The sequence below is a fragment of the Sphingomonas sp. BK069 genome, assembly GCF_014193405.1.
Classification (GTDB): Bacteria; Pseudomonadota; Alphaproteobacteria; order Sphingomonadales; family Sphingomonadaceae; genus Sphingomonas.
Genome location: NZ_JACHZH010000003.1, coordinates 268135 through 289643, shown reverse-complemented (window position 1 = coordinate 289643; position 21509 = coordinate 268135). Strand labels below are relative to the sequence as shown.

Genomic DNA, 21509 nt, shown 5'->3' with positions numbered 1-21509 from the left:
TCACGTGAGTCACGCCTCGGTCTCCATCAGCCGGCGCAGGATACCCTCGCGGATGCCGCGGTCGGCGACGCCGAGCCGCTCCGCCGGCCACAGGTCGAGGATTCCCTCGAGGATGGCGCAGCCCGCCACCACGAGGTCGGCGCGCTCGCGACCGATACAGGGCAGCTGCGCGCGCTCACCCAGCGACATCGCCGCCAGCTCCTGGCTGATCTGGCGCATCGCCGCGGCCGGCGCGATCAGCCCGTCGACCTGCGAGCGATCGTAGCGCTCCAGGCCCAGGTGGACGCTGGCGAGCGTCGTCACCGTGCCCGAGGTGCCGAGCAGCCGCGGCGGTGTCGCCGGGCGCGGCAGCCGCGCGGCAAAGGGCGCGAAGCTCTCCGCCACCAGCGCGCGCATCCGCTTGTAGGCGCGCTCCCGCTCCTCGACCGACGCGCCGCCGCCCGCGCTCTCGGTGAGCGAGACGACGCCCCAGGGCGCGGAATGCCAGTCGCGCACCACCGGCACGGTAGTGTCGGCGTCGATCAGCACCAGCTCGGTCGAGCCGCCGCCGATGTCGAACACCAGAGCCGGGCCGGTTCCCGGCTCGAGCAGGGCGTGGCAGCCGAGCACGGCCAGCCGTGCCTCCTCCTCCGCCGAGATGATGTCGAGGTGGATGCCGGTCTCGGCGCGGACGCGCGCGATGAAGTCGGTGCCGTTGCTGGCGCGGCGGCAGGCCTCCGTCGCGACCGAGCGCGCCAGCGTGACGTTGCGGCGGCGGAGCTTGTCGGCGCAGACACGCAGCGCGGCGATGGTGCGCTCGATCGCCGCGTCGGACAGAGCGCCGTTGTGCGCCAGCCCCTCGCCGAGTCGGACGATGCGCGAGAAGGCGTCGACCACCGCGAAGCCGTCGCCGTGCGGGCGTGCGATCAGCAGCCGGCAATTGTTGGTGCCGAGGTCGAGCGCGGCATAATGGCGCGCGCCGCCGCGCGCGGGACGCGGCTGGGGTCGGGCCGAACGGGCAGGGTCGTCTCCCTGCCGGCGCGGCAATTGGGCGGGGAAGTCCACCATTGCCGTCTGACTCTCTCATCTCTTCCGGACGCGACCCGCGCGCGACGCGCGATCACCCGGTGCTTGATGGTAACGCTACACGCTGCGGCGACGAGCGGCAAGGCGGCCATTGACAGCGCCGCGTGCGCCTTCTAGTTGCGCCCCCCTGTTGCCCCGTCGTCTAACGGCAAGACTACGGACTCTGACTCCGTCAATCGTGGTTCGAATCCACGCGGGGCATCCAGTTACCTGACGGCCGACGTGATGATGCGCTAATACCGCCTTTCAGGGCGAGCGCGCGAGCGATCGAGCGTTGCCTTAACGCAACATCAGCGCTTGAGTGCAACATCAGCAAGCCCGGCCGCGTGGCTCCCTTCGCTACTGGTCAGATGCGGCGCGGGATGCGACGGCGGTCGGATGGTGGCCCTGCGAGCGGACGGCTCATCGCCAGCGCGGAAGGACGGCGACGCTCGAGCGCAGCACAAGCCGACGCGTAACCGACCCCATCGGTCACTTCAGAACCGGAACGCCGTCCCCACGTACACCGCCTGGCTGTCGCGGCGCTCGTCGTCGATCCGGGTCAGCCGGTCGCGCTCGCTCTTCAGTCGCATGCCCGCGGTCAGATCGAGGTTGCGGGTGAGCGAGTAGCTGCCGCCGACGTCGAGCGAGTAGGATTGCGGCTCGGCCACGGCGCGTGCGGCGCCCGGCAAGGCGCGGTCGCTGCTGGCGCTGACGCGCCCGGTCCACTTGCTCGCCGAGTAGCTGAGCGCGACGTCGGCGGCCTCGCGCCCGCCCGGCAGCGCGCCGAGATCGACCTTGGCGAGATCGCCCGAGACGGCGAAGCGCTTCCACCCCACCGCGACCCCGAGATTGTACGCGATTGGCGCGACCCCGACGGTGGCGGGCGTCGCCGAGACGAGCCTTGCCTCGTCGCGCGCGGTCGCCGACGAGCGCGCGCGGACCGCGACGGTGACGGCGCGATTGCCGCTGCGCGACTCGGATGGGGTGAAGCGAAAACCGCTGGCGTCGAGCCCGCCGCGCGCGAACAGCGCCGCGAGCTTGGGGTCGGCGGCTGACGGTGTGAACGATCCCGCGAGTCGCGGCAGCCCGGCGTCGCGGCGCGCCGACTTGGGCGCCGCGTCGGGAGCCCCCAACGCGGGCACAGCCAGCAGCGCGGCGACCAATGTGGCCCCCGAGACACATGCTGCGATGTGGCGTCCTGCGGCCACGACCTCGTCCACCCCTTTTATGCCCGGCGAGTCTGCACGCCGGCCTCTGGAGCGGGCGTAACAGGATTCCGTTCCTTGTCCATCGGGCCGCTGGCTCTTTTCGGAAACTCTGTTGCACTATGTCCACAATGAGGCGCGCTTGCCCGGCGACAGGGCGGCGGGTAGAGCAGGCGCGATACCCCGTTTTCGCCCTGAAGGACCTTGCCGATGCTCCGCCCCTCGCGCCTCGCGGTTGGCCTGTTCGCCGCCCTTGCCCTGTCCGCCTGCGGCGGCAAGGCGGCGCGCCCCGAGGGTGACCTCGCCGCGTCCAAGGTCACCACGATCGGCGTCAACAGCTACCTGTGGCGCGCCTCGCTCGACACGCTCAGCTTCATGCCGCTGCTGCAGACCGACTCGAACGGCGGTGTCATCGTCACCGACTGGTACGTCAACCCGCAGGTGCCGACCGAGCGGATGAAGGTGACCGTCTCGATCCTCGACCAGGATCTGCGCGCCGACGCCGTCCGCGTCGCCGCGCTGCGCGAGATCAGCCGCGGCGGCCAGTGGATCGCGGCGCCGGTCGAGGCCGCGACGACGCAGAAGCTCGAGGACATTATCCTCACCCGCGCGCGCGACCTGCGTCGCGGCGCGATCACCGGCTGAGGCATCGACCCACGATGGCGTCACGCTTCAACGCGCTCAAGGCCGACACGCACTGGCAGCAGGTGTGGGACGAGTCGCAGACCTTCGCGGCGCGCGACGACAGCCCCAAGCCGCGCAGCTACGTGCTCGAGATGTTCCCCTATCCCTCGGGGAAGATCCACATGGGGCACGTGCGCAACTACACGATGGGCGACGTGCTCGCGCGCTTCCGGCGGATGACGGGGCATGAGGTGCTCCACCCGATGGGGTGGGACGCCTTCGGCATGCCGGCCGAGAATGCCGCGATGGAGAAGAAGGTCCATCCCGGCGAGTGGACCCGCCAGAATATCGCGGCGATGAAGGCGCAGCTCAAGCGGCTCGGCTTCGCGCTCGACTGGTCGCGCGAGCTGGCCACCTGTGACCCGAGCTATTACGGCCACGAACAGTCGCTGTTCCTCGACTTCTATCGAGCGGGCCTGGTCTATCGCAAGGAGTCGGCGGTCAACTGGGACCCGGTCGATATGACCGTGCTCGCCAACGAGCAGGTGATCGACGGGCGCGGCTGGCGCTCGGGCGCGCTGGTCGAGAAGCGCAAGCTGTCGCAATGGTTCCTGCGCATCACCCGCTTCTCCGACGAGCTGCTCGACGGCCTCGGTGCGCTCGAGCATTGGCCTGACAAGGTCCGGCTGATGCAGGAGAACTGGATCGGCAAGAGCCAGGGGCTGCAGTTCCGCTTCACGCTGAGCGACGGCGACAGCGTCGAGGTCTTCACCACGCGGCCGGACACGATCTTCGGCGCCAGCTTCGTCGCGGTCGCGGCGGATCATCCGATCGCGCAGGCGCTCGCCGCGCGCGATCCCGCGGCCGCCGCCTTCATCGAGCGCTGCAAGCAGGGCGGCACCACAGCAGCCGAGCTCGAGACGCAGGAGAAGCTCGGCTACGATACCGGGCTCACCGCGGCGCACCCGCTCGGCGCGGGCGAGCTGCCGGTGTACATCGCCAATTTCGTGCTCATGGAGTACGGTACCGGCGCGGTGTTCGGCGTGCCCGCGCACGACCAGCGCGATTTCGAGTTCGCCAGCAAATATGCGCTGCCGATCCGCCGCGTCGTCGCCGACGGCGAGCGCATCGATCCCGCCTTCGATGGCATCGAGGCCTATACCGGCTCGGGTCATCTGGTGAACTCGCACTTCCTCGACGGCCTCGCGGTTGAGGATGCCAAGCGCGTCGTCATCGAGCGCGCCGAGCGCGAGGGGTGGGGGCAGGGCTCCACCGTCTACCGCCTGCGCGACTGGGGGGTCAGCCGCCAGCGCTACTGGGGCACGCCGATCCCGATCATCCACTGCGCCGCCTGCGGCGAGGTGCCGGTGCCGCGCGAGCAACTGCCGGTCGCGCTGCCCGAGGACGTCAGCTTCGACGTGCCGGGCAATCCGCTCGAGCGTCACCCGACGTGGAAGCACGTGGCGTGCCCGCAATGCGGCGGCGCTGCGCTGCGCGACACCGACACGCTTGACACTTTCGCGGACTCGTCCTGGTATTTCATCCGTTTCGCCAGCCAGCCCGACGATCGGCCGTTCGACCGCGAGCAGGCCGAGCGCTGGCTGCCGGTGGGCCAATATATCGGCGGGGTCGAGCATGCGATCCTCCACCTGCTCTACGCGCGCTTCTGGACTCGCGCGCTGCGCCACGTCGGGCTGATCGACCTGGCCGAGCCGTTCACCGGCCTGTTCACCCAAGGGATGGTGACGCACGAGACCTACAAGGCCGCGGACGGTCGCTGGCTGGCACCCGAGGAGATCAGCGGCGGGGTCGAGCTCGCCACCGGCGCGCCGGTGACGGTCGGGCGCGTCGAGAAGATGTCCAAGTCGAAGAAGAACACGGTCGACCCCGCGCCGATCGTGGATCAGTACGGCGCGGACGCGGTGCGCTGGTTCATGCTCTCCGACTCGCCGCCCGAGCGCGACCTGGAGTGGAGCGAGAACGGCATCGAGGGTGCGTGGCGCTTCGTCCAGCGGTTGTGGCGGCTGTTCGACGCGCTCGGCGAGGGTGCGTCGGGCGAGAGCGCCGACGCGACGCTCGACCGAAAGCTGCATCAGACGATCGCGGGGGTCGCCGCCGACGTCGAGGCGCTGTCCTTCAACAAGGCGGTGGCCAAGCTGTACGAGCTGGTCAACGCGATCGAGAAAGCGGCGCCGTCGGCCTCGCGCGACGCCGCGGTGCGCACGCTGGTCCAGCTGGTCGCGCCGATGGTGCCGCACATCGCGGAGGAGGCCTGGGCGCTGCTCGGCGGCGGGGGGCTGGTCGCCGACGCGCCCTGGCCAGCGGTCGATCCCGCGCTGCTGGTAGAGGACGAGGTCACCGTCGCGATCCAGGTCAACGGCAAGCTGCGCGACACGCTGACGCTGCCGAAAGGGCTCGCGCGCGAGGACGTCGAGGCCGCGGCGCTCGCCAACGACAAGGTGGCGCGACTGCTCGAGGGGCGTGTGCCGCGCAAGGTGATCGTGGTGCCCGACCGGCTGGTCAACGTCGTCGCATGACCCGCGCGCTGCCCGGCTTCTTCCTGCCCGGCCTGATCGTGCCGCTGTCGCTCGCGCTGGCGGGCTGTGGGCTCAAGCCGCTCTACGCCGGTGGCACGTCCGGCCCGGTCGCGGCGACGCTGGGCAGCGTCGACGTCGCGCCGATCCAGGGGAAATCGGGCTGGCTGATGGCCAACGCGCTGCGCGACCGGCTCGGGGCGATGGGGCAGGGCGGCAGCGCCGCCAGATACCGGCTCACCGTACGGCTCGACGATGATATCGTCGGCCTCGGCACGCGGACCGACGATTCGATCGCGCGCGAGCGGCGGACCTTGCGTGCGCGCTACCAGCTGATCGACGCCGCGCAGGGCACGGTGGTGGTCGACGCCACCGCGGGCTCGGATGCGGGGATCGACGTGGTCGGCTCGGAATATGCCACGATCGCGGCCGAGAACACCGCGCTGGAGCGACTGTCCGAGACGGTGGCCGACCAGATCGTGGCGCGGCTGGCGCTCTATGCGCGGCGGACGCAGCCGCCGGCACCATGAAGGCGACCGAGGCGCGGCTCATCGCCGCGCTCGACCGGCCACCGGCGGACCTCCGCCTCTATCTACTCCACGGTCCCGACGAGGCGACCGCCCAGGCCCATGTCGCGCGCTTGGGGCGGGCCCTGGGGCAGGGCGCTGAGCGCGTCGATCTCGATGGTGCGACGCTGCGCAGCGATCCGGCGCGTCTCAGCGACGAGGCGGCGGCGATCTCACTGTTCGGCGATCCTCGCTACATCCGCGTCACCGGCGCGGGCGAGGAGGTGCTCGAGGCGATCGCCGCGTTGCTCGATCTCGAGCGGGCGGGCAACCCGGTCGTGGTGATCGCGCCGTCGGTCAAGGCGACCGGCAAGCTGGTCAAGGCAGCGATCGACTCGGATCGCGCGCTCGCCTTCGCCTGTTATCCCCCCAACGCGCGCGACGCGGCCGCGGTCGTGGCCGAGCTGGGCCGCTCGGAGGGGCTGCGGATCGCGCCCACCGCCGTGCAGCGCATCGTCCGCGCGAGCGACGGCGATCGCGCGGTGATGGCGCGCGAGGTGGAGAAGCTCGCGCTCTACCTCGACGCCGCGCCGGATCGCCCTGCCGACGCCGACGAGGAGGCGCTCGACGCGATCGGTGCCGATATCGCCGAGGGGGAGATCGGCGACGTGGTGCTCGCCGTGACCGGCGGCGACGTACCCGCGCTGGTCGAGGGGCTGCGGCGGATGGCTGGGGCGGACAGCTCGCCGATCCCGCTGCTGCGCGCGCTCGGTCGGCGGCTGCTGTCGCTCGCGGACATGCGCGCGGCGATCGACTCGGGCGAGGCCGTCGATCAGGTGATGAAGCGCCACCGCGTCTTCTGGCGCGAGGAGGCGAGCACCGCCGCGGCGTTGCGGCGCTGGCGCGTGCCCGCGCTGGCGGCCGCGCTCGCGGCGGCCCGACGCACCGAGCGCGAGGTGATCGCCGCAGGGCCGGCCGGACGCGTGGTGATGGAGACCTTCCTGCTGCGGCTCGCGCAGCGGGTGGCGCGCTAGGGGAGGCGTGGGCCGGGGCGGCGGGCGGAGATCGCGGGCCCGCTGCACCGGCGACCCCGCCATCCAGGCCGGACCGTGCTCCGGCGCGCGCGGGCGCCTACGGTCGCTTGGTGCTGACGTGGCTTTCCCAAGCTGCCGTCACGCTCGGAGTTCGAGAGAGCAGTATCAGATCCGGTGGATCAGATCCGTTCGCCGCTCAGCCGCTGACACACCATGTCGAGTTGCTCCAGCGAGCTATAATCGAGCGTGATCGAGCCGCGGCCGTCCTCGTTGAACGCGATATGCACCTTGAGCCCGAGCAGGTCGGCGAGCTGGTTCTCCAGCGCGGCGATATCGGCGCTACCCCCACTCGTCGCCGCCATCGCGCGCGCGCCGCCGGGGGTCGTGCGGGGCGCCGCGCTGCCACCGCGCTTGTCGCTACTGGCGAGCTTCTCGGTCTGGCGGACCGAGAGACCCTGTGTCACGACCTGATCGGCCAGTGCGATAGGGTCCTCTGCGCTGACCATCGCACGCGCATGCCCCATCGTCAGGGTGCCGCTCACGACGCGCGACTGGACCTCGTCGGGCAGGTCGAGCAGGCGAAGCAGATTGGCGACGTGACTGCGCGACTTGTGCACCGCGCGCGCGAGCGCGTCCTGCGTGTGGCCGAACTCGTCGATCAGCCGCTGATAGGCGCGCGCCTCCTCGATCGCGTTGAGATCCTGCCGCTGGATATTCTCCAGCAGTGCGATCTGCAGCGTCTCGCTGTCGCTATATTCGCGGACGACGACCGGCACCTCATGCAGGCGGGCGCGCTGCGCCGCGCGCCAGCGGCGCTCGCCCGCGACGATCTGATAGTCGTGACCGTGCGGGCGCACGATGATCGGCTGGATAACGCCGCGTTCTGCGATCGAGGCGGCGAGCTCATCGAGGGCGGCCTCGTCGAAGTGGCGTCGCGGCTGCTCCGGGTGCGGCGCGAGCGCCGAGACCGGGATCATCCGCACCGCGCCACGCGCCGGCGCCTCGCCGGCGTCACGCTCGTCCTGCGCCACGTCACCCAGCAGGGCGTTCAGCCCGCGCCCGAGACCGCTGCGCGCGCGTCGCGCTCCTGCATCACTCATGCTGCTACATTCTCCTCTCGCGGCAGACGCTGGATCAGCTCACGCGCCAGTGCGATATAAGCTTCCGAGCCGCTACAGCGATGATCATAGATCAGCGCCGGCAGGCCATGGCTCGGCGCCTCCGACAAGCGGACGTTGCGGGGTATAACGGTGTCGAACACAACCTTGCCGAGCACTGCCCGCACGTCCGCCGAGACCTGCTCGGTAAGCCGGTTGCGACGATCGTACATCGTGAGCGCCACGCCCAGGATCGAGAGCGAGGGATTGAAGCGCGATCGGATCCGCTCGACCGTGTTGAGCAGCTGGCTGAGCCCCTCGAGCGCGAAGAACTCGCACTGGAGCGGAACAAGGAGCGCGTCGGCCGCTACCATGGCGTTGATCGTGAGTAGGCCGAGCGAGGGTGGGCAGTCGATCAGCACGACATCCCAGCTCCGGTCGGCGCGATCGATCGCGCGGCGGAGGCGGTGCGTGCGATCACTCGACTCGACGAGCTCGATCTCGGCACCCGACAGGTCGACGGTCGCGGGAATGACGTCGAGCTGAGGGATACCACTCGGTACTGCTGCCTCGGCCAGCCCGGCGTCGTCGAGCAGTACGTCATAGGTCGAGCGCTCGCGCTGCGCCTGCGCGATGCCAAGCCCAGTGGAAGCATTTCCCTGAGGGTCGAGATCAATCAGCAAGACCCGTTGGCCAGAGGCGGCCAAGGCCGTAGCGACGTTGATCGCGCTGGTAGTTTTCCCGACGCCGCCCTTCTGATTGGCAATGGCGATGCAGAACATCAGACAGATACTCCGTCAGCGATGACGATGAGTGATTCAGCGTCAGTGAGACTGTGTTCCACGTGGAACACACCCTGCCATCGAGAGCGAGCGAGATCAATCTCGGCAGCACCGCTGCGGCCACGCGGTAGAACGAGCCGCGTGCTCGCGTCGCGGAGGTGGCGGGTCATGCCGAGGAGATCCTCGAGAGAGGCGACTGCGCGCGCTGAGATCACCGCGAACAGGTGAGGGGGGAGGGTCTCGGCTCTACCCCTCACAACGTTCACGTTGGTGAGTCCAAGCTCGCTGACGGCGGCGGTGAGAAACTCGACGCGCCTGGCGCGCGGCTCGACCAGGGTGACCGATCGCTCACTCAGCAGCGCGATGACCATACCGGGGAAGCCGGCTCCGGTGCCGACGTCCAGCCAGTCGCCCGTGCGTCTGGCAAGGAGAAGAAGCTGGGCGGAATCGAGCAGATGGCGCGACCACGTCGTCGCCACGGACGAGGGGGCGATCAGATTCTGTCTCGCGTTTTCCTCGATCACCAGCGCCCCGAAGCGATCAAGCCGTCGCGCCGCGGCCTCGTCAAAGCGGGTGACGACCCAGGCCCGCGCTTCTTCCTCGGTCATGCGCTTTTCCGTGCGTGCAGCCAAAGAGCCGACAACGCCGCGGGTGTAATACCTCGCACTCGGGACGCCTCGTCCAAGGTCGTTGGGCGTGCGATGCTCAGGCGTTCGATCATCTCTGTAGAAAGGCCGGGTACGGCGTGCAGCGTCTCGGGCGAAGGAATGGTGACATCGCGATCAGCGCGCATTCTGGCGATCTCCGCGGCCTGTCGCTCGAGATAGGGTGCGTAGCGCGCGTCTTCCTCGACCTCGCGATACACGTCGGGATCGATCTCCCGTCGGTCTCCGGCTCTGGCACGAACGCGCATCTCCTGCCGCCGCTCGAACGATGCACGCCGCTGCTCCCGTATCGCTCCCGCCGCGACACCGAGCCCGGTGAGCCGCGTCTCCGCGTTGTCCGCCCTCAACGCGAGACGGTACTCGGCGCGCGCGGTGAGCATCCGGTAGGGTTCACTTACACCCTGCAGCACCAGATCATCTACCATGACTCCCATATAGCTGGCCGCGCGATCACAGACGAAGGAGTCGAGCGAAAGCGCGTGCGCCGCCGCGTTGAGTCCGGCGATCAAACCCTGTGCGGCGGCTTCCTCATATCCCGTGCTCCCGTTGATCTGACCCGCACAGAACAGACCGGGAAGGTCGTGCAGCCCCAGTCGGTGATCCAATGAGCGTGGATCGAGATGATCATATTCGACCGCATAGCCGTAGGTGGTGATGCGGGCACGCTCGAGCCCGGCGATCGTCGCGATCAGCCGCTCCTGAATGTCGCGCGAGAGCGAGGTCGAGATGCCATTGGGGTAGATGACGTGATCATCCAACCCTTCAGGCTCAAGGAAGATCTGGTGCCCGTCGCGGTCGCCGAAGCGGTGCACCTTGTCCTCGATCGACGGGCAGTACCGCGGGCCGCCACCCTCGATCGCACCGGAGAAGAGGGGAGAGTCAGAAAGCCCTGAGCGTATGACGTCGTGCCCACGCTCGTTGGTGCGCGTGATCGCGCAGGAGAGCTGGGGCAGGGACCGGCGAGGGCATGGCAGAAACGACATGCGCCACATGTCTTCGTCGCTTGATTGACGTTCGAGCCGGCTCCAGTCGATCGTTCGACCGTCGAGCCGCGGTGGTGTTCCCGTCTTCAATCGCGTGATCGGAAGATCCATCGAGCGGAATTGCTGGCTCAACCGATGACTCGGCCGTTCGTCGATGCGCCCGCCATCAAGCCGCTCGGTCCCCCGAAAGAGCCGCCCGCCGAGGAACGTGCCGGTAGCAATTACCACGGCGCGACCTCGTACCGAAAGACCGCTGTCAAACCGGACGCCGGCGATCGAGCCGCCTATCGTCTCCAACTCGATCGCCTCGTCTTCGATGATCGTCAGCGAGGCGTACTCACGAAGCTGCGCCTGGACCGATCCTCGGTATAGTCGTCGATCGGCTTGAACCCTAGGTCCCTGTACCGCGAGGCCTTTAGACCGGTTGAGCATTCTTCGATGGATCGTGGCATCGTCGGCAGCGACGCCCATCAGGCCGTCCAAGGCATCGATCTCGCGGACCAGATGCCCCTTGCCGACGCCACCGATCGACGGGTTACATGACATGACGCCGATCTGCGCGGCACGTTGTGTGACGAGAAGGACTGCTGCACCGCGGCGCGCGGCGGCTGCGGCGGCTTCGGTGCCGGCGTGACCGCCGCCGACCACCACAACATCATAGTGTTTCACGTGGAACAACTCATTTGCCGAGGCAGAAGCGTCCGAACAGCGCGTCTAGCATCGCCTCGGTCGCATCCAGTCCCACTAGACCTGCGAGGCGCCGTCGCGCAACGCGCAATTCCTCCGCGCTTACGAGCGGATCGGTGTGATGCAGTGAGCGCGTGAGCGCGCTAGCGATGTCGTTGACTGCGCCTCGCTGCGCTTCTCGTAAGGCAATCTCGGAAGTGAACGCCAGCTGTTCGCGCCCCGTCGCGGCAAGGAACTCCCACAGATGGTCGATTGATTCAGGCCAGTGTGTCGACACAGAGATGTCTGCGTTGCGGCTGAGCGCCAAATCGGCCTTGGCCGCCACCCGTACCGCACCTGGCGGCGCTGAACCGCTTTCGCCGAGCCACAGGATGACGTCGGCCCGAGCACTCAGCGCGCGCGCGCGTTCGACACCGATCTGCTCCACAACGTTTTCAGTGGCATCGGTGAGCCCCGCGGTGTCACACAGACGATAGGGTATCCCCGCGCGGATCACTTGTGCCTCGATTACGTCGCGGGTTGTACCGGCGATCGGCGTCACGATCGCCGCGTCCCGACCAAGGAGCGCATTGAACAGGGATGACTTGCCCGCATTCGGCGGCCCGGCAAGTACTACCATTAAGCCATCGCGCAGCCGCTCTACCGTCGGTTGCGCGAGCAACCCGACCATCTCGTCACGCACGGCCATGACGATCGCGCGCCACGCATCGGCGTGGCCGCCGCTCACGTCCGCCTCTTCGTCATAGTCGATCGCGGCCTCAACTATGGCAGCTGCATCGCTGAGCGCGCGCATCCAGCGAGCGAGCGTCTCGCCCAGTCCGCCGTCACTTGCCGCCAGCGCGGCACGCCGCTGATCCTCGGTCTCTGCTTCGAGCAGGTCGGCGAGCCCCTCCGCCTGATGGAGGTCGATCCGACCGTTCGTCAGGGCTCGGCGCGTGAACTCGCCCGGTCTGGCCTGACGGAGTTTTGGCTGAGCGGCGAGCGCGGCGCCGACGGCCGCGACTACCGCCCGGCCGCCATGAAGATGTAGCTCGACGAGGTCCTCACCCGTCGCGCTGTTTGGCCCGGGGAACACCAGCACCAACGCGCGGTCCAGCGGAGTGCCGTCGCCGCCGCGCAGTGTTCGCACGCCGGCGCGACGGGGTGGGGGCAGCGCCCCCGCCAGCACCGCTGCCGCCGCCCGCGCGTCGCGACCGCTGACTCGCATGACCGCGATCGCCGCGGGCGGCGCGCCGCTCGACAGCGCGTAGATCGTGTCATCGCCCACTCAGCCCGACTTGCCGTTGTTGGCTACGAAAAGCTGGCGCCAGAAATCCATTCCAGCGTCGCCCACGGGGGTCCAGCTGCGCATCATCGCCGCCACGGTCTCGGGAGCGACGCGGCCGTCGAGTGCCTCGCGCATGCGCGAGAGGTACAGATCGTGCAACGGAGTAAGATCGGGCAGGCCCATCATCCGGCGCGCCTCCTCGGGGGTGCAGTCGAGCTCGATCGTCACCTTCATCGCCGCGGCTCCTTGAGCGCGCCCGATGGGCGCGATAGCGTGGCGCCGCTTATGCCCGGGATCGTCGAGGCTCCGCAATGTCCGCGGGGCAGCGCGCCGGGCGCCAGGAGAGAGCCCCCGCATGACCGCCCTCGCTACCATCACCGCGCTCGACGGCGGTGACATGCCCGCCTATCGCGCCGATCCCGCCGGCACGCCGCGCGGCGCGATCGTCGTGATCCAGGAGATCTTCGGTATCAACGCGGGTATCCGCCGCAAGTGCGACACGCTGGCGGAGGCCGGCTATCTCGCCGTCGCGCCCGATCTGTTCTGGCGGATCACGCCGGGGATCGAGCTCGATCCCGATGTCGCGCCCGAGATGGAGCGCGCGCTGTCGCTGATGGGCGATTTCGATCAGGACGGTGGCGTCCGCGACATCGAGGCGGCGATCCGCTACGCGCGCGCCGAGAGCGGCAGGAAGGTCGGTGCGGTCGGCTACTGCCTGGGCGGTCGCCTGGCCTACATGACCGCGGCCCGCACCGACGTCGACGCCAGCGTCGGCTATTATGCGGTGGGGATCGACGGTCTGCTCGGCGAGAAGCATGCGATCGCACGCCCGCTGCTGCTTCATATCGCCGGCGCGGACGGGTTCGTCGACGCGACGACCCAGCGGGCGATGCACGAGGGGCTCGACGATCACCCGCGCGTGACGCTCTATGACTATGCCGGCGAGGATCACGGCTTCGCGACCGAGTTCGGCCGGCGTCGCTCGAACGCCGCCGCCGAGCGGGCGGACGAGCGTACGGCCGCCTTCTTCGCCGAACATATCGGCTAAGGCGCGCTCAGCCGGTGGGCCTGCCCCAAGCGTCGATTGCCGCATAGCCGGCGAAGCCGAGCGCGCGCAGCCGGCGGTGATAGCGGCGCTCGTCGACCCCGCCGAGCGCGATCGCCGCGACGGGCAGCCCGCGCGCGATGGCGGCGGCGCGGAGCGGACCGAGCGCGCGCGCGCCTGGGTGCGATCGCGTGGCGAAAACGGGTGAGACGAAGACGAGCGTCGCGCCTGCCCGAACCGCCGCGATGGCTTCGCGACGCGTATGCGCGGGCCAGGTCACCAGCCCAGGTCCGCGCCGTCCGTGACGTCCGCGCTCGCCGCGAAAGCGGGGCGCGCCCGCGCGCACCAGTACCAGCCCGCGGCGGCGCGCCACTGCCGCGACCCGCGCGAAGAGCCGCGCTCGCTCGGTTGTGGGAGTGGCGTGATGGCGAAAGACGATCCCGCCGCCGCGCGGCAGCCGCTCCAGCGCGCGCCATAACGCCTCGCCCTGGCGCTCGTCGGTCATCAACCAGCGGTCGGGGTGGCGGGCACGCATCGCGCCACCTATAGCGCGGGGCATGATCCAGGACGACCTCTCCCGCGACGCCGAGGCGCGGCTCGCCGCGGTGCGCGACCGTATCGCGCATGCCGCCCGCGTCGCGAGACGCGCGCCGGCCGACGTGATGCTGATCGCGGTATCGAAGACGCATGACGCCGCGGCGATCCGCCCGCTGCTCGTCGCCGGGGTCCGCGACTTCGGCGAGAACCGCGTCCAGGAGGCGCAGGCGAAATGGCCGTGGCTGCGCGAGGACTATCCCGACGCGCGACTCCATCTCATCGGGCAGCTGCAGTCGAACAAGGCCGCCGATGCGGTCGCGCTGGCGGACGCGATCCACTCGGTCGACCGGCCCTCGTTGGTCGAGGCGCTGGCGCGCGCGATCGCGGCGCAGGGCCGTGCGCCCGACTGTTTCCTCCAGGTCAATATCGGCGCCGAGCCGCAGAAGGGCGGCTGCGCGATCGCGGAGCTGCCCGCGCTGCTGCGCCAGGCGCGCGACGCCGGCCTGCCGGTCGCCGGATTGATGTGCATCCCGCCCGCCGAGATCGAGCCGGCGCCCTATCTCGCGCTCTGTGCCAAGCTCGCGCGCGACCTCGACCTGAAGGGACTGAGCATGGGCATGTCCGACGATCTCGAGACCGCGGTGACGCTGGGCGCCACGTACGTGCGAGTCGGCTCGGCGCTGTTCGGGGCGCGGCGATGAGCGCCGCGTCGCCGATCGAGGCGCTGCTGTTCGATTTCGACGGCGTGCTGATCGAGAGCGAGGCGAGTGGCAACCGCCACCTCGCCGATTATCTCACCGCTGCTGGCCATCCGACCTCGCCCGAGCAGGCGATGGCGCAGTTCATGGGTCTGTCCGGCACCGACTTCACCGGCGCGGTGGAGCGCTGGATCGGGCGCCCGCTGCCCGCGGACTTCCGCGCCGCGCGCCAGGCCGAGGACGAGCGTTGCCTGATCGAGGGGATCGCCGAGGTAGCGGGGGCGGCGGCGTTCGTGCGGTCGCTACCCGCCGAGCTGCCGCGTGCGGTGGTGTCGTCGAGCCGCGTGCGCTGGATCCGCACGCACCTCCAGCATCTCGGATTGCTCGAGTCGTTCGGTGGCCATCTCTATTCCGGCGCGGAGCATGTCGCACGCGGCAAGCCCGCGCCCGATCTTTACTGGCATGGCGCGGCCCGGCTGGGCGTGCCGATCGAGCGCTGCGCGGTGATCGAGGACTCGCCCGTCGGCGCGACCGGGGCGGTGGCGAGCGGCGCCTATGTCATCGGGCTGGTCGCGGCGTCGCATTGCGGGCCCGATCACGCCGAGCGGCTCCGCGCGATCGGGGTCGACGCGATCGCACGCGACTATGACGAGGTCGCCGCGCTGCTGACCCGGCTGCGTTCAGGCGGCGAGCGGGAAGCGCAGCAGCCGATCGGGTAGAGCGACCAGTGCCTCGGCGGGACCACCCGCGGCGCGGACGATCTCGGGATGGGTCGCGTCGAGGCCGCCGGTGAGCGCCCCGAAGGCGGGAAGGATCAGCTTGCGCGGGCCGGCGATGAAACAGCGCCGCGCCACCAGCTTGCCGCGCACGCGCACGCGCAGCTTCGGATGGAAATGGCCCGACAGCTCGGGCCGCGTCTCGCCGCGCGCCGCCTCGTGGCGCAGCACGACCCCGTCCACCAGCGCCTCGTCGGCCGTCTCGCCGCCGCAGCGGTCGACGTAGACACGGTCGTGGTTGCCCGTGATCCAGGTCCAGCGCGTCGCGGCGGTGAGGCGGGTGAGCAGGGCGCGGGCGTCGACGGGGAGGCGGTCGCATCCCTCGACGTCGTGGAAGCTGTCGCCCAGGCACCACAATTCCGCCGGCGCGAGCGAGTCGACCAGCGCGGCCAGGTCGGTCAGGGTCGCGATCGAGTCATAGGGTGGCAGCATCTGCCCGCCGCGCGCATACCAGCTCGCTTTCTCGAGGTGCAGGTCGGCCACCAGCAGCGCACGTCGCGCCGGCCAGTAGAGCGCGCCTTGCGGCAGCGCGCACCAGTCGTGCCCGGCGAAGGCGAGGGCGGCGAACGGAACGGGAACCATCGCGTCGTCCATGCCCGAGGCGGCGCGCGCGTTCAACCACTTGCATGCACCCGCCCACGCTTCGGGGCTTTGCCAGCGTTCGCGGGATGTTCTATCATGGGCGCATGCTCACCACACCCGAATCCTGCGTCGACGCACCCGGCGCGATGTGTGCCGCCGATGTCGCGCGCGGCGTGACGCGGATGCTGCTGCGCCACGGACTCACCGCGATCGCCGAGGTGCCGCTGGATGGCGGACGGCGCGCCGATCTGATGGCGCTCGACCAGCGCGGGCAGCTGGTGATCGTCGAGATCAAGGTGTCGCGCGCCGACCTGCTCGGCGACGCCAAGTGGCAGGACTATCTCGCGCACTGCGACCGCTTCTACTGGGCGGTGCCGGCCGGGTTCGACGCCGCGCCGATCGACGGCGCCGCCTTCCTGCCCGAGCGTACCGGGCTGATCGTCGCTGACCGCTACGACGCCGCGATCGTGCGGGAGGCGCGGACCGAGCCGTTGCCTGCGCACGTGCGCAAGCGCTGCACGCTCGCCTTCGCGCGCCGCGCCGCGCGCCGGCTGATCGCGGCGCACGATCCCGAGGCGGTGCAGGGCTTCTGAGCCGCGGATGCCGGGGTCGCGAGCGTCACCGGTCGGCCGTCGACCCTCAGCGCACGCGCGCTCTTCCGTCATCCCGACTTGTGCCAAGCCCTCCCGTCCGCGCCCCTACAGGCTGGTGGGTCCGTGGCACCGTGGATCCCGGAACAAGTCCGGGACGACGCAAGGAGGGAAGGGCGGGGGCGGCGCCGCGTCCCGGCCGATGGGCCGACGAACGCCCTCGCGCCCCGCTCCGCCGCTCACATCCGCGGGCCGGCCACCGCACGCTGGGTCTTGGCCGGCGTCTCGTCGAGCACCTTGGCGATCGCGGTCGAGCGCGTGTCGCGCTTGGCATAGTCGCGCGCGGACATGCCCGCGACATTGTCGGGCTGGTCCGGGTTGCCTCCTGCCGCCAGCACCGCGCGTACCAGGGACAGATCGCGGCGCTGCACCGCGCGGATCAGCGGGGTCTCGCCGCTGCCGTCGGCGAGATTGGCATTGGCCTTGGCGTTGGCGAGGATCTGCACCATCTCGGGCTGTCCGGCCTGGACCGCGAGCATCATCGGGGTCTCGCCCTCGCGATCGCGCAGATTGGGATCGGCCCCCTTGGCGAGCAGGTAACGTAGATAGGCCGAGTCACCGCGCTTGACCACGATGTGGAGCGCGCCCTCGCCGGTGGTGACATCGCGCGTGTTGATGATCGTCTGGCCGGGCTGGTCGAGCGTCGCGATCACCGCATTGCCGTCGCCCTTCCGGATCGATTCGAGGAATTTGTAGCTCTGCGACTGCTGCTGCGCCGCGGCGGGGAGGGGGAGGGTGCCGAGCGGGAGCAACAGCGCGGCGGCGGGGAGCAGGCGGCGGATCATGGGTCGGGCGGTCTCGCGTCGGCGGAGCGGAAAGGGTTGCGGGCAGCGCTATAACGCATCACATCTGCCGCCACCATGAACATGCGTCGTCACCTCGCCGCCGCGCTCGCGCTCGGGCTGGCCGGAGCGGCCGCGGGCTGCTCGAGTGAGCCGGCCGCGACCCCGCCGCTCGCCGGCGCGCGCATCGGCGGTGCCTTCGCGCTGACCGACCAGGACGGGCGCGCGCGGACCGACCGCGACTTCGCCGGCCAGTACCGCATCGTCTATTTCGGCTATACCTTCTGCCCCGACGTCTGCCCCACCGACGTGCAGAACATCGCCGCGGGGCTGCGGCTGATCGAGAAGAGCGACCCCGCACTGGCCGCGCGGATCACGCCGATCTTCGTCACGGTCGACCCCGCGCGCGACACGCCCGCCGCGCTCAAGCGCTTCGTCTCGGCCTTCCACCCGCGGCTGGTGGGGTTGACCGGCACGCCGCAGCAGATCGCCGCCGCGACGAAGACCTTCGGCATCTATTACGCCCGCGGCAAGGGCAATGAGGACGGCTATCTGATGGACCATAGCCGCCAGATCTATCTGTTCGATCCGCAGGGCAAGCCGCTGGCACTGCTGCCCGAGGGGCCGCCGCAGGCGATCGCCGAGGAGGTGACGCGATGGGCGCGCTGACGGGGCGTTTCTGGGAGGACGTGCCGCTCGACCGGCTCGACCGCGCGCAATGGGAGGCACTGTGCGACGGCTGCGGCAAATGCTGCCTGCACAAGCTGGAGGACGAGGACACCGGCGAGCTGGTCGCCACCAACGTCGCCTGCCGCCTGCTCGACCGACGCAGCGGGCAATGTTCCAACTATCGCCACCGCCGCGCCTATGTGAGCGAGTGCGTGCGGCTGACGACGAGCAACGTCGACTCGATCGACTGGCTGCCCTCGACCTGCGCCTATCGCCTGCGCGCCAACGGCGAGGCGCTGCCCGACTGGCATTATCTCGTCAGCGGCGACCGCGAGGCGGTGCACCGTGCGGGCGAGTCGGTGCGCGGCTGGACGATCAGCGAGGACGACGCGGGCGACCTCGAGCATCATATCGTCGACCGGGAGCTGTGATCCGGCGGTGACCGGCGCGACGATCCCCGCGGACTCGATCGAGCTGGTCCGTAACGCGCGCGCGCGGCGGACGAAGCTCTCGTTCGATCCGACCAGCGGGCGCGTGCGGCTGACGCTGCCGCCGCGCGCCTCCGCCGCCAAGGCGCTGGCCTGGGCGGTCGGGCAACGCGCCTGGCTCGACGCGCAGCGCGCGCTGCTGCCGCGACCGCGCCCGTTCGTGCCCGGCGCGACGCTGGAGGTCGACGACGCGGCGCTGACGATCGTCTGGCAAGAGAAAGCACCGCGGCTGCCGCGGGTCGAGGGCGACCTGCTCACCGTCGGCGGCCCGGCCGAGATGGTCGAGCGGCGCGTCGCGGCATGGCTGCGGCGCGCCGCGCTGGCGCTGCTCGAAAAGGATACCGCGCATTATGCCGCGCTCGCCGGCGTGACGGTCAGCGCGGTGAGCGTCGGCGACCCGCGCGGGCGCTGGGGCAGCTGCGCGCACCACGGCGCGATCCGCTACAGCTGGCGGCTGGTGCTGGCGCCGCGCGCGGTGCGCCGCGCCACCGCGGCGCACGAGGTGGCGCACCGCGTCCACATGGATCATTCGCCGCGCTTCCACGCTCTGGTCGCCCAACTCTACGGACGCGACCCCGCGCCCGAGCGCGCCTGGCTACGCGCCAACGGCGCCGCGCTTCATTGGTACGGGCGATCGCCCGACGGGTCGCCTGAGGTCGCGCGCGGCGGCTGAGCGCGCGGCGGGGCGCGGTCGCGGCCCTGATCGCGCTGGGGCCGACCGGTCACTCGATCGAGCCAGTCCTGGTCGAGCCGCTGCGCCGGCGCCTGTGGCGGCGCGTCACGCGGGTCGGCACCGTCATCCTGTCCGGCATCGTCCTCGCGCCCGCGCGGCACCGGCTGCACCACCGGCCGCTCGGGGCCGAACACCGGCGCCTGCGGCTCGGCCGGTGCACCCGGATCGATCGCGAGGCCGTCGTCGCCGACGAAGCTGCTGTTGTCGGGCGCGCCATAATAGCTTTCGGCGTCGGGCTCGAGCTGCGCCTCGGGCAGCGTCACCTGCGTGTCGAACTGCTCGATCGGGCGATTGGCCACCGCCTGGCGCATGAACTGCGCGAAGGCGCGCGCCGGCGCGGTGCCGCCGTGCAGCCCGCCGACCGGCTTGGCGTCGTCGCGGCCCATCCACACGCCGGTGGTCAGCCCCGAGGAGAAACCGAGGAACCAGCCGTCCTTGCTGCTGGTGGTGGTGCCGGTCTTGCCCGCCACCGGGCGGCCGATCTGCGCGGCGCGGCCGGTTCCGGTATTGACCGTGGTCTGGAGCAGGTCGATCATCTGCGCCGCGACGTTGGGCGCGACCAGCACGTGGCTGCGATCGACCTCGTGGCGGTAGATCTCCTCGCCCTCGGCGGTCACCCGCGTGATCCCGAACGGCGTCACCGCCACGCCCTTGTTGCCGACGCTGGCGAAGGCGCGGGTCATGTCGATCACCCGCACCTCGGAAGTGCCGAGCACCATCGAGGGATGGGTGTTGACCGCGGTAGTGATGCCGAAGCGCCGCGCCATGTCGGCCACCGTCTGGAAGCCGACCGCATAGCCGAGCTTGGCCGCGATCGTGTTGAGCGAGAAGGCGAAGGCGGTGCGCAGCGTGACCTCGCCCGAGAAGCGGCGCGAGTCGTTGCGCGGGCTCCAGCCGTCGATCGTCACCGGCTCGTCGACCTCGCGGTCTTCGGGCGTACGCCCGGCCTCGAGCGCGGAGAGATAGACGAACAGCTTGAACGCCGAGCCGGGCTGGCGCTGCGCCTTGGTGGCGCGATTGTAGTTGGAGGTGACATAGTCGGTGCCGCCCACCATCGCGCGCACCGACCCGTCGCGATCGAGCGCGACCAGCGCGCCCTGCGCGCCCGCGGGAGCGTTGGCGCGGACCGCCTCGTCGGCGGCGCGCTGCATCGCCGGGTCGAGCGTGGTCCAGACCTCGAGCGGCCGCTCGGTCTCGTCGATCAGCAGCTCCAGCTGGGGCAGTGCCCAGTCGGTGAAATAGCGCACGCTGTTCTGCCGCGGCGCGGGCGCGAGGCGGACGTCGTTGGGATCGGCGGCGGCGGCCTGGCTCGACGTGATGAAGCCGTTGCGCACCATCTGCTGGATCACCACGCCGGCGCGACCGACCGCGGCCTCGGCGTCGGCGGTGGGGGAGTAATTGGACGGCGCCTTGACCAGCCCCGCGATCACCGCCGCCTCGGTGAGGCTCAGCTGGCTCGCGCCATGGCCGAAGAATTTGCGGCTCGCCGCGTCGATGCCGTAGGCGCCGCCGCCGTAATAGACCTTGTTGAGGTACAGCTCGAGGATCTGGTCCTTGCTGAACTTGCGCTCCAGCGCGAGCGCCAGGATCGCCTCGCGGAACTTGCGACCGAACTTTTTCTGGTTGTTGAGAAAGACCGTGCGCGCGAGCTGCTGCGTGATGGTCGAGCCGCCCTGCACCCAGTGGCCGCGCTCGTAGCGCACCCCGACCGAGCGGGCGATCCCGATCGGATCGACCCCGACGTGGCTGCGGAAGCGTCGGTCCTCCACCGCGATCGTCGCGTCGGTCATCACCGCGGGAATACGATCGTAGCTCAGCCACTGGCCGTAGCTCGGCCCGAGCGAGACCAGCACGCTGCCGTCGTCGGCGTGGACGCGCACCATCTGGCCGTTGGGAGAGGATTTGAGCGACTCGAAGCTCGGCAGTTGCGAGCGCGCGATATACACCGCCACGACGAGCGCACCCACCGCGAGCACGGCGAGCGCCAGCAGCGTCTTGAGCGCGACGCTCAGCCGCCGCCGCCACGGGGAGCGCGCCGGGCGCGAGCGGGAAGTGCGGGAGGGGGCGCGGGCCATGGCGTCGGCCCTGGCGGATAGTGGCTTGAGCCAGGCTTAACAA

23 protein-coding genes and 1 tRNA gene are annotated in these 21509 nt (G+C 70.3%); 12 read left to right on the top strand and 12 right to left on the bottom strand.

Annotated elements, in window-relative coordinates:
- Window positions 1-9 precede the first annotated feature (9 nt).
- The gene (locus FHY02_RS12665) at window positions 10-1047 is read right to left on the bottom strand and encodes a Ppx/GppA phosphatase family protein (protein ID WP_183922554.1); all 1038 of its coding nucleotides are present in this window, start codon (window positions 1045-1047) and stop codon (window positions 10-12) included.
- A 149-nt stretch (window positions 1048-1196) separates the two neighbouring features.
- Between FHY02_RS12665 and FHY02_RS12660 the strand changes: the two genes are divergently transcribed.
- Window positions 1197-1270 (top strand) — tRNA-Gln (locus FHY02_RS12660).
- A gap of 271 nt (window positions 1271-1541) precedes the next feature.
- Here FHY02_RS12660 and FHY02_RS12655 read toward each other — a convergent pair.
- On the bottom strand, window positions 1542-2267 hold the full coding sequence (locus tag FHY02_RS12655) for a hypothetical protein (RefSeq protein WP_311731829.1): 726 nt from the start codon (window positions 2265-2267) through the stop codon (window positions 1542-1544).
- A gap of 195 nt (window positions 2268-2462) precedes the next feature.
- Between FHY02_RS12655 and FHY02_RS12650 the strand changes: the two genes are divergently transcribed.
- From FHY02_RS12650 to holA, 4 genes are read left to right on the top strand one after another with little or no spacing between them, the layout of a single operon-like run.
- Window positions 2463-2897 (top strand): DUF3576 domain-containing protein, encoded by a 435-nt coding sequence (locus FHY02_RS12650; RefSeq protein WP_183922552.1) that lies wholly within the window; start codon window positions 2463-2465, stop codon window positions 2895-2897.
- A gap of 14 nt (window positions 2898-2911) precedes the next feature.
- Window positions 2912-5413: a leucine--tRNA ligase gene (gene leuS, locus FHY02_RS12645; protein WP_183922550.1), complete on the top strand. Its 2502-nt coding sequence runs from the start codon at window positions 2912-2914 to the stop codon at window positions 5411-5413.
- Entirely contained in the window at window positions 5410-5940 is a 531-nt protein-coding gene (lptE, locus tag FHY02_RS12640) for an LPS assembly lipoprotein LptE (protein WP_183922541.1), read from the top strand. The genes leuS and lptE overlap by 4 nt, the downstream gene beginning before the upstream one ends.
- Window positions 5937-6950 (top strand): DNA polymerase III subunit delta, encoded by a 1014-nt coding sequence (holA, locus tag FHY02_RS12635; protein ID WP_183922539.1) that lies wholly within the window; start codon window positions 5937-5939, stop codon window positions 6948-6950. Before lptE ends, holA begins: the two co-directional genes overlap by 4 nt.
- Window positions 6951-7129: 179 nt before the next feature.
- On the opposite strand, the gene FHY02_RS12630 is transcribed toward holA, so the two are convergent.
- From FHY02_RS12630 to FHY02_RS12605, 6 genes are read right to left on the bottom strand one after another with little or no spacing between them, the layout of a single operon-like run.
- The gene (locus FHY02_RS12630) at window positions 7130-8050 is read right to left on the bottom strand and encodes a ParB/RepB/Spo0J family partition protein (RefSeq protein WP_183922537.1); all 921 of its coding nucleotides are present in this window, start codon (window positions 8048-8050) and stop codon (window positions 7130-7132) included.
- A complete protein-coding gene (locus FHY02_RS12625; protein WP_221198618.1) occupies window positions 8047-8829 on the bottom strand; it encodes a ParA family protein in 783 nt (260 codons plus the stop codon). The genes FHY02_RS12630 and FHY02_RS12625 overlap by 4 nt, the downstream gene beginning before the upstream one ends.
- A complete protein-coding gene (rsmG, locus tag FHY02_RS12620) occupies window positions 8829-9437 on the bottom strand; it encodes a 16S rRNA (guanine(527)-N(7))-methyltransferase RsmG (RefSeq protein ID WP_183922535.1) in 609 nt (202 codons plus the stop codon). The genes FHY02_RS12625 and rsmG overlap by 1 nt, the downstream gene beginning before the upstream one ends.
- Window positions 9434-11146 (bottom strand): tRNA uridine-5-carboxymethylaminomethyl(34) synthesis enzyme MnmG, encoded by a 1713-nt coding sequence (gene mnmG / locus FHY02_RS12615; protein ID WP_183922532.1) that lies wholly within the window; start codon window positions 11144-11146, stop codon window positions 9434-9436. Before mnmG ends, rsmG begins: the two co-directional genes overlap by 4 nt.
- A 10-nt stretch (window positions 11147-11156) precedes the next feature.
- Window positions 11157-12431 carry a tRNA uridine-5-carboxymethylaminomethyl(34) synthesis GTPase MnmE gene (gene mnmE, locus FHY02_RS12610; protein ID WP_183922530.1) on the bottom strand — a complete coding sequence of 425 codons (1275 nt, stop codon included), beginning with the start codon at window positions 12429-12431 and terminating at the stop codon, window positions 11157-11159.
- Window positions 12432-12665, bottom strand: coding sequence for a DUF6489 family protein (locus FHY02_RS12605; protein ID WP_183922528.1), 234 nt, complete (start codon window positions 12663-12665; stop codon window positions 12432-12434).
- 121 nt (window positions 12666-12786) lie between these two features.
- Here FHY02_RS12605 and FHY02_RS12600 point away from each other — a divergent pair, with 121 nt between their 5' ends.
- Window positions 12787-13479, top strand: a complete 693-nt coding sequence (locus FHY02_RS12600) for a dienelactone hydrolase family protein (protein ID WP_183922525.1) — start codon at window positions 12787-12789, stop codon at window positions 13477-13479.
- Between the two features lie 7 nt (window positions 13480-13486).
- On the opposite strand, the gene FHY02_RS12595 is transcribed toward FHY02_RS12600, so the two are convergent.
- The gene (locus FHY02_RS12595; RefSeq protein WP_183922523.1) at window positions 13487-13981 is read right to left on the bottom strand and encodes a thiamine phosphate synthase; all 495 of its coding nucleotides are present in this window, start codon (window positions 13979-13981) and stop codon (window positions 13487-13489) included.
- Window positions 13982-14033: 52 nt separating this feature from the next.
- Between FHY02_RS12595 and FHY02_RS12590 the strand changes: the two genes are divergently transcribed.
- Together FHY02_RS12590 and FHY02_RS12585 are read left to right on the top strand one after the other, a co-directional pair.
- Window positions 14034-14714 carry a YggS family pyridoxal phosphate-dependent enzyme gene (locus tag FHY02_RS12590; RefSeq protein WP_183922521.1) on the top strand — a complete coding sequence of 227 codons (681 nt, stop codon included), beginning with the start codon at window positions 14034-14036 and terminating at the stop codon, window positions 14712-14714.
- Entirely contained in the window at window positions 14711-15430 is a 720-nt protein-coding gene (locus tag FHY02_RS12585; protein WP_183922519.1) for an HAD family phosphatase, read from the top strand. The genes FHY02_RS12590 and FHY02_RS12585 overlap by 4 nt, the downstream gene beginning before the upstream one ends.
- Here the strand turns inward: FHY02_RS12585 and pdeM are convergent.
- Window positions 15392-16069 (bottom strand): ligase-associated DNA damage response endonuclease PdeM, encoded by a 678-nt coding sequence (gene pdeM, locus FHY02_RS12580; RefSeq protein WP_183922518.1) that lies wholly within the window; start codon window positions 16067-16069, stop codon window positions 15392-15394. The two genes, FHY02_RS12585 and pdeM, sit on opposite strands and share 39 nt — an antisense overlap.
- 104 nt (window positions 16070-16173) lie before the next feature.
- On the opposite strand from pdeM, the gene FHY02_RS12575 reads away from it, so the two are divergent.
- Window positions 16174-16662 (top strand): MmcB family DNA repair protein, encoded by a 489-nt coding sequence (locus tag FHY02_RS12575; RefSeq protein WP_183922516.1) that lies wholly within the window; start codon window positions 16174-16176, stop codon window positions 16660-16662.
- A 236-nt stretch (window positions 16663-16898) separates the two neighbouring features.
- Here FHY02_RS12575 and FHY02_RS12570 read toward each other — a convergent pair whose 3' ends face one another.
- Complete coding sequence (locus FHY02_RS12570) at window positions 16899-17504, bottom strand: ankyrin repeat domain-containing protein (RefSeq protein WP_183922514.1); 606 nt, start codon at window positions 17502-17504, stop codon at window positions 16899-16901.
- A gap of 75 nt (window positions 17505-17579) precedes the next feature.
- On the opposite strand from FHY02_RS12570, the gene FHY02_RS12565 reads away from it, so the two are divergent.
- The 3 genes from FHY02_RS12565 to FHY02_RS12555 are packed head-to-tail and all read left to right on the top strand — an operon-like array spanning window position 17580 to window position 19331.
- Window positions 17580-18170: an SCO family protein gene (locus FHY02_RS12565; protein ID WP_183922512.1), complete on the top strand. Its 591-nt coding sequence runs from the start codon at window positions 17580-17582 to the stop codon at window positions 18168-18170.
- Window positions 18158-18601, top strand: coding sequence for a YcgN family cysteine cluster protein (locus tag FHY02_RS12560; protein ID WP_183922510.1), 444 nt, complete (start codon window positions 18158-18160; stop codon window positions 18599-18601). Before FHY02_RS12565 ends, FHY02_RS12560 begins: the two co-directional genes overlap by 13 nt.
- A 7-nt stretch (window positions 18602-18608) precedes the next feature.
- Window positions 18609-19331: a YgjP-like metallopeptidase domain-containing protein gene (locus tag FHY02_RS12555; RefSeq protein ID WP_311731828.1), complete on the top strand. Its 723-nt coding sequence runs from the start codon at window positions 18609-18611 to the stop codon at window positions 19329-19331.
- Here the strand turns inward: FHY02_RS12555 and FHY02_RS12550 are convergent.
- Window positions 19277-21466, bottom strand: a complete 2190-nt coding sequence (locus FHY02_RS12550) for a transglycosylase domain-containing protein (protein WP_183922508.1) — start codon at window positions 21464-21466, stop codon at window positions 19277-19279. The genes FHY02_RS12555 and FHY02_RS12550 overlap by 55 nt on opposite strands.
- Window positions 21467-21509 lie beyond the last annotated feature (43 nt).

What these genes read in the sequence shown, in the direction of transcription:
- FHY02_RS12550 (WP_183922508.1), bottom strand. Translation starts at nt 21,466, where the DNA reads ATGGCCCGCGCCCCCTCCCGCACTTCCCGCTCGCGCCCGGCGCGCTCC.
- FHY02_RS12590 (WP_183922521.1), top strand. Translation starts at nt 14,034, where the DNA reads ATGATCCAGGACGACCTCTCCCGCGACGCCGAGGCGCGGCTCGCCGCG.
- FHY02_RS12625 (WP_221198618.1), bottom strand. Translation starts at nt 8,829, where the DNA reads ATGTTCTGCATCGCCATTGCCAATCAGAAGGGCGGCGTCGGGAAAACT.
- FHY02_RS12605 (WP_183922528.1), bottom strand. Translation starts at nt 12,665, where the DNA reads ATGAAGGTGACGATCGAGCTCGACTGCACCCCCGAGGAGGCGCGCCGG.
- FHY02_RS12565 (WP_183922512.1), top strand. Translation starts at nt 17,580, where the DNA reads ATGAACATGCGTCGTCACCTCGCCGCCGCGCTCGCGCTCGGGCTGGCC.
- FHY02_RS12585 (WP_183922519.1), top strand. Translation starts at nt 14,711, where the DNA reads ATGAGCGCCGCGTCGCCGATCGAGGCGCTGCTGTTCGATTTCGACGGC.
- holA (WP_183922539.1), top strand. Translation starts at nt 5,937, where the DNA reads ATGAAGGCGACCGAGGCGCGGCTCATCGCCGCGCTCGACCGGCCACCG.
- FHY02_RS12600 (WP_183922525.1), top strand. Translation starts at nt 12,787, where the DNA reads ATGACCGCCCTCGCTACCATCACCGCGCTCGACGGCGGTGACATGCCC.
- pdeM (WP_183922518.1), bottom strand. Translation starts at nt 16,069, where the DNA reads ATGGTTCCCGTTCCGTTCGCCGCCCTCGCCTTCGCCGGGCACGACTGG.
- FHY02_RS12595 (WP_183922523.1), bottom strand. Translation starts at nt 13,981, where the DNA reads ATGACCGACGAGCGCCAGGGCGAGGCGTTATGGCGCGCGCTGGAGCGG.
- FHY02_RS12650 (WP_183922552.1), top strand. Translation starts at nt 2,463, where the DNA reads ATGCTCCGCCCCTCGCGCCTCGCGGTTGGCCTGTTCGCCGCCCTTGCC.
- FHY02_RS12570 (WP_183922514.1), bottom strand. Translation starts at nt 17,504, where the DNA reads ATGATCCGCCGCCTGCTCCCCGCCGCCGCGCTGTTGCTCCCGCTCGGC.
- FHY02_RS12630 (WP_183922537.1), bottom strand. Translation starts at nt 8,050, where the DNA reads ATGAGTGATGCAGGAGCGCGACGCGCGCGCAGCGGTCTCGGGCGCGGG.
- FHY02_RS12665 (WP_183922554.1), bottom strand. Translation starts at nt 1,047, where the DNA reads ATGGTGGACTTCCCCGCCCAATTGCCGCGCCGGCAGGGAGACGACCCT.
- rsmG (WP_183922535.1), bottom strand. Translation starts at nt 9,437, where the DNA reads ATGACCGAGGAAGAAGCGCGGGCCTGGGTCGTCACCCGCTTTGACGAG.
- FHY02_RS12560 (WP_183922510.1), top strand. Translation starts at nt 18,158, where the DNA reads ATGGGCGCGCTGACGGGGCGTTTCTGGGAGGACGTGCCGCTCGACCGG.
- lptE (WP_183922541.1), top strand. Translation starts at nt 5,410, where the DNA reads ATGACCCGCGCGCTGCCCGGCTTCTTCCTGCCCGGCCTGATCGTGCCG.
- FHY02_RS12575 (WP_183922516.1), top strand. Translation starts at nt 16,174, where the DNA reads ATGCTCACCACACCCGAATCCTGCGTCGACGCACCCGGCGCGATGTGT.
- leuS (WP_183922550.1), top strand. Translation starts at nt 2,912, where the DNA reads ATGGCGTCACGCTTCAACGCGCTCAAGGCCGACACGCACTGGCAGCAG.